The 13,100-nt window shown below is 62.4% G+C and carries 13 protein-coding genes; 8 read left to right on the top strand and 5 right to left on the bottom strand.

What is annotated here, in order from left to right:
- The 3 genes from AC1DV9_RS04425 to hemN all read right to left on the bottom strand — a co-directional run bounded on the left by AC1DV9_RS04425 (position 1) and on the right by hemN (position 2,712).
- On the bottom strand, positions 1 to 489 hold the full coding sequence (locus AC1DV9_RS04425; protein ID WP_112386729.1) for a hypothetical protein: 489 nt from the start codon (positions 487 to 489) through the stop codon (positions 1 to 3).
- A 127-nt stretch (positions 490 to 616) separates the two neighbouring features.
- Positions 617 to 1,126: an NUDIX hydrolase gene (locus tag AC1DV9_RS04420; RefSeq protein ID WP_112386761.1), complete on the bottom strand. Its 510-nt coding sequence runs from the start codon at positions 1,124 to 1,126 to the stop codon at positions 617 to 619.
- Between the two features lie 233 nt (positions 1,127 to 1,359).
- On the bottom strand, positions 1,360 to 2,712 hold the full coding sequence (gene hemN / locus AC1DV9_RS04415; protein ID WP_477942218.1) for an oxygen-independent coproporphyrinogen III oxidase: 1,353 nt from the start codon (positions 2,710 to 2,712) through the stop codon (positions 1,360 to 1,362).
- 169 nt (positions 2,713 to 2,881) lie between these two features.
- Between hemN and AC1DV9_RS04410 the strand changes: the two genes are divergently transcribed.
- Together AC1DV9_RS04410 and AC1DV9_RS04405 are read left to right on the top strand one after the other, a co-directional pair.
- Positions 2,882 to 3,232: a hypothetical protein gene (locus tag AC1DV9_RS04410; protein ID WP_112386728.1), complete on the top strand. Its 351-nt coding sequence runs from the start codon at positions 2,882 to 2,884 to the stop codon at positions 3,230 to 3,232.
- A gap of 86 nt (positions 3,233 to 3,318) precedes the next feature.
- Positions 3,319 to 3,879 carry a LysE family transporter gene (locus AC1DV9_RS04405; protein WP_112386727.1) on the top strand — a complete coding sequence of 187 codons (561 nt, stop codon included), beginning with the start codon at positions 3,319 to 3,321 and terminating at the stop codon, positions 3,877 to 3,879.
- On the opposite strand, the gene AC1DV9_RS04400 is transcribed toward AC1DV9_RS04405, so the two are convergent.
- Positions 3,880 to 4,959: a LacI family DNA-binding transcriptional regulator gene (locus AC1DV9_RS04400; protein ID WP_477946326.1), complete on the bottom strand. Its 1,080-nt coding sequence runs from the start codon at positions 4,957 to 4,959 to the stop codon at positions 3,880 to 3,882.
- A 169-nt stretch (positions 4,960 to 5,128) separates the two neighbouring features.
- Between AC1DV9_RS04400 and AC1DV9_RS04395 the strand changes: the two genes are divergently transcribed.
- From AC1DV9_RS04395 to AC1DV9_RS04380, 4 genes are all read left to right on the top strand, one after another.
- Complete coding sequence (locus tag AC1DV9_RS04395) at positions 5,129 to 6,112, top strand: ABC transporter substrate-binding protein (RefSeq protein WP_112386726.1); 984 nt, start codon at positions 5,129 to 5,131, stop codon at positions 6,110 to 6,112.
- Positions 6,113 to 6,194: 82 nt separating this feature from the next.
- On the top strand, positions 6,195 to 7,688 hold the full coding sequence (locus AC1DV9_RS04390; protein WP_477942220.1) for a sugar ABC transporter ATP-binding protein: 1,494 nt from the start codon (positions 6,195 to 6,197) through the stop codon (positions 7,686 to 7,688).
- A 37-nt stretch (positions 7,689 to 7,725) separates the two neighbouring features.
- Complete coding sequence (locus AC1DV9_RS04385) at positions 7,726 to 8,691, top strand: ABC transporter permease (protein WP_405049562.1); 966 nt, start codon at positions 7,726 to 7,728, stop codon at positions 8,689 to 8,691.
- Between the two features lie 10 nt (positions 8,692 to 8,701).
- Positions 8,702 to 9,685: an ABC transporter permease gene (locus AC1DV9_RS04380; protein ID WP_112386724.1), complete on the top strand. Its 984-nt coding sequence runs from the start codon at positions 8,702 to 8,704 to the stop codon at positions 9,683 to 9,685.
- Here AC1DV9_RS04380 and AC1DV9_RS04375 read toward each other — a convergent pair.
- Positions 9,682 to 10,407 carry an SDR family oxidoreductase gene (locus tag AC1DV9_RS04375; protein WP_112386723.1) on the bottom strand — a complete coding sequence of 242 codons (726 nt, stop codon included), beginning with the start codon at positions 10,405 to 10,407 and terminating at the stop codon, positions 9,682 to 9,684. The genes AC1DV9_RS04380 and AC1DV9_RS04375 overlap by 4 nt on opposite strands.
- 262 nt (positions 10,408 to 10,669) lie before the next feature.
- Between AC1DV9_RS04375 and AC1DV9_RS04370 the strand changes: the two genes are divergently transcribed.
- The gene (locus AC1DV9_RS04370; protein WP_112386722.1) at positions 10,670 to 11,728 is read left to right on the top strand and encodes a LacI family DNA-binding transcriptional regulator; all 1,059 of its coding nucleotides are present in this window, start codon (positions 10,670 to 10,672) and stop codon (positions 11,726 to 11,728) included.
- Positions 11,725 to 13,029 carry an ABC transporter substrate-binding protein gene (locus AC1DV9_RS04365; RefSeq protein ID WP_477946324.1) on the top strand — a complete coding sequence of 435 codons (1,305 nt, stop codon included), beginning with the start codon at positions 11,725 to 11,727 and terminating at the stop codon, positions 13,027 to 13,029. The genes AC1DV9_RS04370 and AC1DV9_RS04365 overlap by 4 nt, the downstream gene beginning before the upstream one ends.
- Positions 13,030 to 13,100: the final 71 nt, after the last annotated feature.

Below are 13,100 nucleotides of genomic sequence, written 5' to 3'. Positions count from 1 at the left end.
TCAAGCGCCGGCAGGCGTCAGCTTCGCGTCTGATACGAGAGAAGGCACCGCGATCGCCTGGCGGATCTCGCCGATCAGCTGCCGCTCTTCTTTGATATGCCGGCGCGCCGGGCAGCAGAATGAACGGAGCGCATAGGCGATGGCGTCCGCCGAGAGGCTGCTTCGCCCCCTGCTCAAGTCGCACAACACCTTGACGGCGCGCTCTGCCATATCGCGTTGCTCGAGCCGATCGGAAATCCGGCGCTGCTCTTCGTCTCTCGGTGCCGGGACGCTGATAGCGAGGGCAGGATGCCGATCGACGCTGGTCTCTTCCAACTGATGTATCCTCACCAAAAGCGGAACGAGGTCTCGCGTCAGTGTCCTGCACAATCCCTCATCGACATGGCAGGGCAGAAAATCGGCAATCGCCTCGATCAGATCGCACCAAGACGACAATTCGCTAAGGTGCGTTTCCAGTGCATCGAGGCCGCCACGTGTCTCATCTATCATTCCAAGCCCCCTTGAACCGGCGAACACGAGGCCATCGGCGTGTTCGTCCGAAGACGGGCTATAGAGAACAGTCAGGATTTTCTTTGAGATCGATCAACAAGACCGTGATTTGGGCGGCAATGGGCTGTCACTTGACCTTGAAATCGACCAGCAGGGATTTCAGCTCGATCTCGCGAACGCGCCGCGCCGCCTCTTCCGGCTCGACCCAGGCAAGCACCCGCTGGCCTCGCTCCTTGAAGTTCTCGGACTGCTCCAGCACCTCGACCGTATAGACATCGACGATGCAGGGGGCGACGTCGCCATTGTCGAGCCATTTCAGGTACGTGTAGCGGCCGACCGGCTTCTTGCCGACGGTGCCACGCACGCCAGCCTCTTCCCAGGCTTCGGTCGCCGCCGCCTCATAGGGCTTCTTCTTCTTCATCGGCCAGCCCTTGGGGATCACCCATCGCCGGCTTTCGCGCGAGGTCATCACCAGCACTTCGATGCCGGAGCTGCCCGGCGCCTTGCGGTAGCAGAGCGCCCCATATTGCTGGCGGAAGGCGCCGGTGAACAGCTTGTCGGGCGTGGCGGCGAGCTGCTGGAGAAGCGTCTTCGGCTTTTCCGGCGCAAGCTTTCGCTCCTTCTTCTTCGGCACCATCTGAAGGGGCTGGCTCCGCCACCCATCGTGGTGGAGATCTGTGACGAAAAGATTCATTGCTGCTCCGACGGACAGGCACGGCCATCCGTTTTTCATGCCACGTCGGTCGGGCATTAGCAGACAATTTGCAGCCATCGGCCAAAAGGGCAACCCCGCGGGCAGCGCCCACTATGAGATTTTGATCGCAATCCCCGGCTATGGAGGGGTCGCCTCGTCAGAGAGTTGTAGCCGTTTCAGGCAGCCTTGCTATGCGTGCGCCCCGGCGCTCCGAGATAGGCATCGAAGGCAGCGGCCACGGCGCGCACCATGAAGCGTGCTTGCTGCGAAACGGTCAGCCGCCCGTCCGCCAGCGTCACCACGCCGTCGGCCAGCAGTTGCGCCAGCCGCTCGTTGCGGCGCGTCAGGAAGGCAGGGTCATATCCGGCTTCGCCGCTGAGCGCAGCAAGATCGGCCTCGAAGCTGCACATCAGCCTTTCGATGACCTTTGCCCGCAGCCTGTCCTCAGCGCTCAGCACATAGCCTTTCGCAGTCGGCAGGATGCCGGAGGTGACGCGCTCCGCATAGCGGCCGGGGGCGACCTCGTTCTGGACATAGCCTCCGGGAAGCTTGCCGATCGCAGAGGCGCCGAGACCAATCAGCGTTTCGCAGTCGTCGGTGGTATATCCCTGAAAATTCCGCCGCAGCGTTCCCTCATGCGATGCCAGCGCCAGCGGGTCATGCGGCAGCGCGAAGTGATCGAGGCCGATGCGGACATAACCGGCGCCGACGAGTTCGTCGGCGATCGCCTCGGCCTGGGCATTGCGCTGGCTGGCATCCGGCAGCTGCGTCTCGTCGATCAGCCGCTGATGCTTCTTGAAGGACGGGATATGGGCGTAACCGAATACCGAAAACCGTTCCGGCCGGAGCTCGACAGCCATCCTGACCGTCTCAAGACAGGAGCGCACGGTCTGCAGCGGCAGGCCGTAGATCAGGTCGAAATTGATGCTGCGGGTGCCGTTTTCCCTCAAGCCTTCGACGGCTGCTTTCGTCTGATCGAAGGTCTGTATCCTGTTGATCGCATGTTGCACCCGCGGATCGAAACTCTGGACCCCGAGGCTGGCGCGATCGACGCCGTTGTCGCCGAGCGCGCCAATCATTGCTGCGGACAGGGTTCGCGGATCGATCTCGACGGCAACGCTGCAATCCGCCTCGAACCGGAAGGCGCTCCTCAGCTTCGCCATCAATGCGGCAAAGGCCTGAGGCGTCATGATCGTCGGTGTGCCGCCGCCGAAATGGATGTTTCGAACCGGCAGATCATTGCCGGCTGCCTGCGACACCAGTTCGATCTCCTCGCTCAGCACGTCGAGATAATCGGCAACCGGTCCGTCCTGGCGCGTCACCGACGTGTGGCAGCCGCAATACCAGCACATCGAGCGGCAGAACGGGATATGCAGATAAAGCGATACCGGATCGGCCGCACCGAGCCGCGCCAGCCCATCCGCATAGGCCTCCGGGCCGACGGCAGCCGAAAAGGCCGGTGCTGTTGGATAACTGGTGTAGCGCGGCAGGCGGGCTTCACCATATTTGGCGACCAGGGCATCGGACATCGTGATTTCCTTCATCTTCGTCTCGCGGGCTTATGCCGCGCGGCCGCTCACCCTTCCTTGTCCTAGATCAACGAACCGGACACGCCTCAGGCGGTCTTGATCGAAATCAAAGTATCGTCTCCATGCATCGCGTAGACTTGGCGCGTTGCGGGCGTGAGAGGACCATTCGATGCGATACGCGATCATTGCTGCGCGACTGGACGAGAGGGAAAAGTGCGGCCGTATCGAGATGCTCGATGGGGCAGTGGCACGCACCGTCATCATCACCCGGCGCGCGCTGCTCAGCATCGCTTCCCCGCCAAGGGCAACAGAAAGCCGGCTTCTGCAACATCTCGAAGCCTTCTGCGATGTCATCAGGACACAGAATATCGAACCCGACGCCACCGGGATGATCTTCATCAATGCCAACCACGTCCGAAACTGGCGTGGCCTGCGCGCGATGGACGATCCGGCGGACAGCGCTTCGATCCATACGCCAAACGCGGCCGGGCTCCCCTTCCCCAACCGGCCAGCCTTATAAATCCGCGCACGCACCCGCTGGAAATGGCAACGGGCAGGGACTATCGTTGCCTACTGAAACCGCAGGCTTCAAGGACACACAATCAGATGAACCTGCCGACTTTCTCTCTGGGCATCCTGGCACTGCTCATCCTGCCCGGGCCGACGAACGCCGTCCTTGCCATGATGTCACCAGGCCTGACGGTGAAACGCCTGACGTCCCTGCTGCTCGCTGTTGTCTCCGCCTATCTGCTGGTCATCCTGCCGGTATCCGGCATCGCCGGTCCATTCCTTCACGCGCATCCGGCCATTGCGCAGGCAGTGCGGCTGATATCGGCGGTCTGGGTTCTGTTTCTGGCATTGAAGCTCTGGCGGTCGCAATCTGAAGGGGCGGCAGCGCCGGTCGGCATCCGCGAACTTTTCCTCACCACCCTGCTCAACCCGAAAGCCATCATCATCGGCCTGACCATGGTGCCGGCCGTCGAGGCGCCGCTCCTGCTGACAGTGCTGATCTTCGTGGCATCGGTCACGGTGACGTCGACGCTCTGGATTGTCCTTGGCCGGCTGATCATCGGGCGGGGCACCGCCATGCCTCTGCTGGCGCAGCGCTGCGCCTCTGCCGTGCTGATGTTTTTTTCCGTGACCCTGGTGATCAGCGCCGTCGGCTGATCAGGGTTTGGTCTTTGCGGTCGAGGTTCTGACGACGAGCGGACCATCGACCTTGATGGTCATCGGCCGCAGCGTCTTGCCGTGGATGGCCATATCGATGAGCGTCTCCGCCGCCTTCTGCCCCATCTCGTAGTTCGGCAGGACCAGCGTCGAGAGCGGCGGATGGGTGTAGCGCGCCAGCTCCTGGTCGTCATAGCCCATGACGGAGAGATCTTCGGGAACGCGAAAGCCCTTCTCGGCCGCCGCTTTCATCACGCCGATCGCCATCAGATCGTTGCCGCAAAAGATCGCTGTCGGCGGATTGCTCATCGACAACAGGTCGAGACCAGCCTCATAGCCGCGCAAGGGCAGCCAGTCGCCGTCGCGCACCAGCGCCTCGTCGAAGGCGACATCGACGGTGGCGAGCGCCTGCTTGTAGCCCTTGAGGCGATCGACCGCCGCGTCCATCCAGGGTTCGCCGTTGATGAAGCCGATGCGCCGGTGGCCGAGCGAGGTCAGATGCGCCGTCGCGGCAAAGCCGCCCGCCACTTCGCCGGGCACGATCGCCATATGCTGACGCGGCTCGGCATAGCAGTTCAGCAATACGGTCGGGATGTTCTTCAGCAGTTCCGGCACCTTCACCTTGCGGGTGAAGATCGTCGCATAGATGACGCCGACGATCGTCGGGTCGCGCAGGATCGAGCGCAGCACGGCGTCTTCGAGATCCGGATTGGAACGCGTTGCATGCGCCGAGGTCAGGAAACCCTGCTCGAAAGCAAAATCGCGCACGCCGTCGAGGCTGACAACGGGATGCGGGCTGGTGGAGATTTCGTCGACGACGAAGGCGATCGTGTCTTTCTCGATTCGCGTGTCCGGCTGAGCTTCATGACGAACTCCAGGTAATTTATAACCAATTTTATGAGCAGCCTCCAAAACCTTGGCCTGGGTGTCCGGCGAGATGCGTGATCCCGACATTTCATTGAGCACAAGCGACACGCTGGACTGCGAAACGCCCGCAATACGGGCAACATCGGTCATTGTAGGCCGTCCAGCCTCACCGCGGCGCCCGTTTTCCCCGCCGCGGCCATTCTTTTTCGTCATCACAATATCCTCCCGATGACTTGCTGCAGCACAAACCAAAATTTGTGCAATAGCTCATAAAATGACGCTTGACTGCTAATATTATTAGCTACAAGATTAGCTCATGTGAAGCAGTTATTGCTCACTGCCGGTTGGGAAGATACCGGAAAATTCGGGAGGAGAAACTGAGATGTCCGCATTCTCACGTCGTACATTCATGCTTGCTGCAACCGCACTCGGCGCCGTCGCCGTGGCCGGCACAGTTGCCATGGCAGAAGTGCCTGCGCTGAAGCAGAAGGAAAAGTACAAGGTCGGCTTCGCGCAGACCGAATCAAACAATCCGTGGCGCATCGCCCAGACCGAAAGCATGAAGGCGCAGGCTGAAAAGCTTGGCTACCAGCTGGTCTATACCGATGCCGCCGGCTCGGCCGCCAAGCAGGTTGCCGACGTCAACTCGATGATCGCCCAGGGCGTCGACCTGATCTTCCTCTCGCCGCGCGAAGAAAAGCCGCTGATCCCGGCCGTCAAGGCTGCCGAGAAGGCCGGAATCCCGGTCATCCTGCTCGACCGTAGCGTCGATCCGAAGCTCGCCAAGCCCGGCAAGGACTACCTGACCTTCATCGGCTCCGACTTCATCAAGGAAGGCCAGCGCGTTGCCGAATGGCTGGCGAAGAACGCCAACGGCAAGAAGAAGATCATCGAGCTCGAAGGCACGACCGGCTCCTCGCCTGCCAACGACCGCAAGAAGGGCTTCGACGACGCCATCAAGGCCGCTGGCGGCTTCGAGATCGTCGCATCGCAGTCCGGCGATTTCGCCCGCGACAAGGGCCGCCAGGTTGCCGAAGCGCTGCTTCAGGCGCATCCGGATGCGGATATCGTCTACGCCCACAATGACGAAATGGCGATCGGCGCCATCTCCGCCATCGAAGCCGCCGGCAAGGTGCCGGGCAAGGACATCCTAGTGCTGTCGATCGACGGCGGCAAGGAAGCTGTCGGCCTCGTGGCTGAAGGCAAGATCGGCGCAGTCGTCGAATGCAACCCGCGTTTCGGACCGAAGGCTTTCGAAACGATGGCGCGCTATGCAAAGGGCGAGAAGATCGAGCCTTGGGTCATCAACGACGACAAGTTCTACGATGCATCCAACGCCAAGGCCGAGCTCTCCAGCGCCTACTAAACTCCCAGCGTGACCGCTCCGGCCGGTTCGGCAGACGCCGTTCCGGCCGGCTTTTCCTTTATTGAATACGGAGTCGACCGGCATGCTGCTGTCGATGCAGGGTATCTCCAAATCCTTTGCCGGGATCGCCGCGCTGCGCGCCGCTTCCCTCGATATTGCCGCGGGCGAGATTATGGCGCTTGTCGGCCAGAACGGCGCCGGCAAGTCGACGCTGATCAAGATCCTGACCGGCGCCTATCAGCGCGACGAAGGATCGATCTGTTTCAACGGCGAGGACGTCGCCTTCTCGACGCCGGCAGAAAGCCAGGCCGCCGGGATCGCCACGATCTATCAGGAGATCAACCTGGCGCCGCAGCGCTCCGTCGCCGAGAACATCTATCTGTCGCGGGAACCGAAGAAATTCGGCTTCCTTGACCGCCGCGCCATGCGCGATGGCGCCCGCAAGGTGCTTGCCACCTTCAATCTCGATATCGACGTCGATCTGCCGGTTGCGCGCTTCAGCGCCGCCACCCGCCAGATGGTGTCGATCGCCCGCGCCGTGACCCAGAACGCCCGGCTGCTGATCATGGACGAGCCGACCTCATCGCTGGACGAGCGCGAGGTCGCCGTCCTTTTCGAGACGATCCGCACACTGCAGAAAAGCGGCGTCGCAGTGATCTTCATCGGCCACCGCCTCGACGAGCTCTATGCGATTTGCGACCGCGTCACCATCATGCGTGACGGCCAGACGGTTGCCGTCAGCGCCATGAAGGATATCCCCAAAATGGAGCTGGTGCGCCACATGCTCGGCCGCGAACTGGCGGCTTTCGAAGCGCTCAGCCGCGATGCCGACAATGCGATCGAACGGCCGGTGCGCCTTGAGCTGCAGGGCGCCGGTTCGGGCCTGCGCGTCCGCGACGTCGATCTGCTGATCCGCGAGGGCGAGATTTCCGGACTGGCCGGCCTTCTCGGCTCCGGCCGCACGGAGACCGCCCGCATCATCTTCGGCGTCGACAAGCTGGAGCGCGGCAGCCTGAGCTTCAACGGCACCTCGCGCAGCTATGCCGAACCGGCCGCGGCGATCGCCGATGGCATCGGGCTCGTTTCCGAAGACCGCAAGATCGACGGGATCATTCCGGATATGAGTATCCGCGAGAACATGACGCTGGCGCTGCTGCCAAAACTGAAGAAAGCAGGCATCGTCGACCGCGCCCGCCAGGACGAGATCGTCGCCCGCTTCATCAAATCGCTCGGCGTCAAATGTGCCTCTCCGGACCAGCCGATCAAGGAACTGTCGGGCGGCAACCAGCAGAAGGTGCTGCTGGCCCGCTGGCTCTGCACCGATCCGCGAGTGCTGATCGTCGACGAGCCGACACGCGGCATCGATATCGGCGCCAAGTCCGAGATCCTGCGGCTGCTGCGAAACCTCGCAGATGATGGCCTCAGCGTGCTGATGATCTCGTCGGAACTGGAAGAGCTGCTGGCCGCCGCCGATCGCGTCACCGTGCTCAGCGACGGCATGTCGGTCGCGGTTCTGCCGAGACGTGAACTCTCGGAGCAAAGCCTCCTTGCCGCCATGGCGCATCAGGTGAATTGACATGACGATATCGGATACCGCCATCAAGCCGTCAACCATGTCGAAGGCGTCAGCGCTTCGCATCGCCAGCCGCTACGGCACCTTAGCTGCATTCCTGCTCTTGATCGCCGTCAACATTGCGATCACCCCGAACTTCTTCTCGTGGCAGACGCTGAACGTCAATCTGACCCAGGTCGCCACGATCGTCATCGTCGCAACCGGCATGACGCTGGTGATCGCCACCGGCGGCATCGATCTTTCGGTCGGCTCGCTGATGGCAATATCGGGCGCCATCGCGCCGATGATCTTCCTGGGAACCCTGTTCCCGATCGACAATGTCGCGCTTGCCGTTGGCCTTGCTTTCGTGGTGCCGGTCATCGTCGCCATGCTGTTTGGTTGGTTCAACGGCTTTCTCGTCACGCATTTCTCGATCCAGCCGATCGTCGCCACCCTGGTGCTGTTCATCGCCGGGCGCGGCATCGCGCAGGTGATGACCAATGGCAATCTGCAGGTCTTCAAGAACCCGGCATTCCAATGGATTGCCATGGGCCATTTCGCCGGCATCCCGGCGCAGGTGGCTCTGATGATCGTCATTGCCGCCCTCGCCTATGCGCTGATCCGCTTCACTGTCATCGGCCGCCAGATCATCGCCGTCGGCGGCAACGAAAAGGCGGCGCGGCTGACGGGCATTCCGGTCAAGCGGGTGAAGACGCTGGTTTATGTGATCAGCGGTGCGCTTGCCGGTATCGCGGGGCTGATCGTCGTGGCCAGAAACTCCGCCAGCGACGCCAATCTGGTCGGCATGGGCATGGAGCTTGACGCGATTGCCGCCGTCGCCGTCGGTGGATCGCTGCTGACGGGCGGGCGGGCCAATATCTTCGGCACGCTGCTTGGCGCCTTCGTCATTCAGCTGGTGCGCTACACGCTGCTTGCCAATGGCGTGCCCGATGCCGCCGCGCTGATCGTCAAGGCGGGACTGATCGTCATTGCCGTCTTCATCCAGCAGCGCGCCGACAAGACCTGAGGACACCGAGATGCTTTCCGCCCTCTTCAAACCCTTCGCCCCGAAATCCGCCGGTGACCTTGCCCGCCTCGGCGTACTGATCGCGCTGGCCGCGCTCATTCTCTTCGGCGCCCTGCGCTACGAGAATTTCCTGTCGCCCTTCAATATCCTGAGCTTCCTGCGCTACAATTCGATGTTCGCGCTGATCGCGCTCGGCATGGCCTTCGTGATCATGACCGGCGGCATCGATCTCTCCGTCGGCGGGGTTGCGGCGCTGGCAAGCGTCGTTTCCGCACTCGCCTCGCCCTATGGCTGGGCGGCGGGGCTGGTGGCGGGCGTCGGCGCCGGTCTGCTCGTCGGCATGCTCAACGGCTTCGTCATCTCCAAGATGCGGATTCAGCCGTTCATCGCCACACTGGCCGCTATGCTCGCCGCCTATGGCACCGCCTTGCTGCTAGCTGACAATCAATCGGTCTCCGTCGACTACGACACCGCTTTCGTATCGATCGGCCAGGACGATTTCCTCGGCTTTCCGATCCCAGCCTGGATCGCGCTCGCTGCTTACATCGCCGGATGGATTTTCCTCGAACGCCGCCCCTCCGGCCGCCATATTCTGGCGATCGGCGATGGCGAGCACACGGCCGCGCTGATGGGCCTGAAGGTCAATCGCACGCTGTTTGCGATCTATGCTCTCTCGGGCGCGCTTGCCGGACTTGCAGGCGTGATCCTCGCTGCCCAGTTCGGCGCGGGACAGCCGACCGAAGGCGTCGGCTGGGAGCTTTTCGCCATCGCCTCGGTCGTCGTCGGCGGCACGCTCCTGACCGGCGGATCCGGGTCGGTCGGGGCAACGCTGGCAGGCGCGCTGCTGCTAGGCATGGTCTTCAACGTGTTGAATTTCGAGAACGGTCTCGGCTGGATCTCGCTGTCTGCCTATTGGCAATCGGTGATTCGCGGCGCTTTCCTGCTCGTCGTCGTCATCCTGCAGGCACGGCTGACGGCCAAATCGGCCACCTAGGAAACCGCGAGACCGCCATCGACAGGCAGCGACACACCGTTGACCATCGATGCACCGTCGCTGAGCAGAAACAGGATCGCCTCGGCGACCTCGTCCGGATCGAGGAACCGGCCAAGCGGAATGCGGGCCTTGACCGGATCGGCCTTGGCCGGATCGCTCCAGGCAAGCTCGCCCATCGGCGTCAGCGTCACCGTCGGGTTGACGCTGTTAACCCTGATGCCTGACGGGCCGAGCTCGGCTGCCATCACCCGCGTCATCGCATCGAGCGCTGCCTTCGAGGCGCAATAGGCGGTGTGATTGGCGACACCGCGCCGCGCCGCATCGCTGGAAACGTTGACGATCGCGCCCTTGATGCCGCGGGCCAGCCAATCCCGCACCACGATCTGCGACAGCACCATCGGCGCGACCGTGTTGACGTTCATCACCCGGTTGAATTCCGCGAGATCACTGGTCACGAAGCTCTGCAGCACGGTCGTTCCGGCGCAGTTGACGAGCAGATCGACCGGAAGCGCCAGGCGGACCGCCGCTTCAATCGCACCGATCCCGGCAAGGTCGGCGCAGATCGTCTCGCAGGCGATCTCCGCGGCAAGGCTCGCCAGATCATCGGCACTGCGGCTGAGAGCGACGACCTTTGCCCCGCGCTTTGCCAGCATCACCGCCGTCGCCCGGCCGATGCCCTTGCCAGCTCCCGTCACCAGCACGCGGCGCCCATTCCAATCCATTCTGTCGTCCTCCTGCTCCTTCATTGGGCCGGATCATGAATGGCGAGCGAAGCGAAATCCACATCTATCGTGACGCCCGTGCCGGAAATTCTGCCGGGACCGCGCCCCCTCCAACCCTCTGAAATAGCGCTTGCATCCGCATCCGCTAAAGACGCCGCGATAGGCTAAAGCGGACGGGGGCTCCAGCGAACTTAAATATCGCCATTGACTAATTGATACGTAGCAATAAGTTGTTGCTACGTATCAATTATGGATATCTCAGGTGACGGGACGGCGGATTACGCAGAAGGAGGTGGCCGAAAGAGCGGGCGTTGCGCAAGCCACCGTCTCGCTGATCCTCAATGGTGGCCGTGAGAAGGTTACGCCTGAGACCGCCGAACGCATCGAGGCGGCAATCCTGGAACTCGGCTATCAGCCGAACCGGTTTGCGCAGGCGCTGCGGACCAAGCGGACCTATGTGATCGCCTGCGTGGTTCCGGATCTCGCGAACCCCTTTTATCCCTCGCTCGTCGTTGCCGTGCAGAAGGTCGCGCGCGCCGCCGGCTACGAAGTGGTGACGATCGATACCGAGGGCGAGCTGAACAATGAGCGGCAGGTGATCCTAGCCGCGCAGCAGGGCCGCTTCGACGGCGTGGTCGGCGTATTCTTCAAGACCAGCGCCAGGGATCTCGCGCCGCTCGGCAAGACGGGCGTTCCCGTCGTCCGTATCGAAGTCTCCAGGAAGGTCGGCGGCCCGCTGCCGATCGACAACCTGTTCATCGACAACGTCGCCGCCGCCCGGACGCTGACCAAGCACCTTCTGAACCTCGGCCACCGGTCGATCGCCATGATCGCAGCGCCCGGCGGTCCGCAGCAGGTCCGCCTGCAGGGCTATCTCGAGGCGATGGCGACCATGGGTGCCGCGCCGATCGTGCTGGAAGCCGCGCATTTCACGCTGGAGGGCGGGCGCGAGATCGCCGACCGCCTGCTGGAAAGCGGCCGTCCGGTCAGCGCCATCATCGCGGCCAACGACCTGATGGCGATCGGCACCATGCAGAGCCTCGCCGCCCACGGCCTGTCCGTTCCCGGCGACGTTTCGGTTGCCGGTTTCGACGACATTCTGGCGGCAGCGCTGGTGACACCGGCACTGACGACAGTCGCACAGTTTCAGGATCGGATCGGCGCCCGCGCCGCCGAGAAACTGATCGAACGGCTGGCAGACGGGGCCTCCGAACCCGGCCAGGCAGAAGAAATGCCATACGAACTCATCATCCGCGCCTCGGTTGCCCCCTTCAAGGGACAGCCGGAGCACATGCATCAAACCAGGGAGGAAACATTATGACCAGGCTGAAGCTTTTCGCCGCCACCGCATTGATTGCCAGCACGTCGCATATCGCCGTCGCGCAGGAGAAGGTCTCTTGGTGGTACGAACAGGCGACCCCGGACCAACAGAAGCTGATCCAGAAAGATATCGTCGAGCCCTTCGCCAAGGCCAATCCCGATTACAGCCTTGTCATCGACTATCGCGGCAACGAACTCGACAAGCAGCTGCGCGTTGCCATGCTCTCCGGCAACGGTCCTGATGTCGTCTATACGGCAGGCCCGAGCTATGTCGCGCCGATGGCCCAGTCCGGCCAGCTGATGCCGCTGGATGACTATGCCGCCAAGTACAAGTGGCAGGACCGTATCCTGCCGGTCTTCCTGAAGATGGGCGAGTATAACGGCAAGATCTACGCCCTGCCAAAGACCTACGAAACGGTCGGCCTGTTCTACAACAAGACGCTGTTTGCCCAGAAGAACTGGCAGGCACCGAAGACGCTGGACGAACTCGAGACCGTCGCCGACGCCATGCTGAAGGACGGCATCACTCCGTTTGCGGCAGGCAATGCCGATTGGCGCGGCGCAAACGAGTGGTTCGTGACACTGGCGCTCAACTCGGTTGCCGGCCCCGAAAACCTGAACAAGGCGCTGCGCGGCGAAATGCCCTGGACCGCCGAGCCCTTCGTCAAATCGATCGACCGGCTGAATTCCTGGTGGCAGAAGGGTTATTTCGGCAAGAATTACTTCTCGGTGACGAGCAGCGAACAGGCAGCAGACGCCATGGCATCCGGCAAGGCCGGGATGATGCCGACCGGCACCTGGCAGTTCCAGAATGTCGATACCTACGGCAAGAAGGCAGGCAGCGAGGCGGGCTTCGTCGGCTTCCCGAGTGCTTCGGGCGACCCGGTCTTCCCGCTCGGCATCGGCTCCACCTTCTCGATCGCCACCAAGGCCAAGAACCCGGATGGCGCGGCAGCGGCGATCAACTATGTCTTCTCGCCTGAAGTCTACGAGACGATGAATTCGGCCTGGCAGGGCGAATGGAACATTCCACTGAAGGATATCTCCAACGTCAAGATGGCGAGCGAAGTGACGCCGCTCTTTACCGAGACGATGAAGAACCTCTCCTCATCGGTAAACGACGGCAAATACGGCTACACGACCTGGACCTTCCTGCCGCCGGCGACAGACAGCTATGTCATCAACGGCATCGAGGAAGTCTGGCTGAAGAAGACAACGACCGCCGACTTCCTCGCCAAGATGGACGCTTCCTTCCAGAAGGAAATGAAGGCCGGAAAGGCGCCTGCGGTCCCGGCCCGCTGATCAAAATGGCCGTGAGGGCGCAGCTTCGGCGCCCTCACCTTCGCCTGCGCCGCGTCGGCGCGGGAGTGGCC

The sequence above is a fragment of the Rhizobium sp. 01L410 genome, assembly GCF_056400165.1.
The sequence above is the reverse complement of the archived record's forward strand: the minus strand, read 5'-3'. Positions and strand labels throughout refer to the sequence as shown.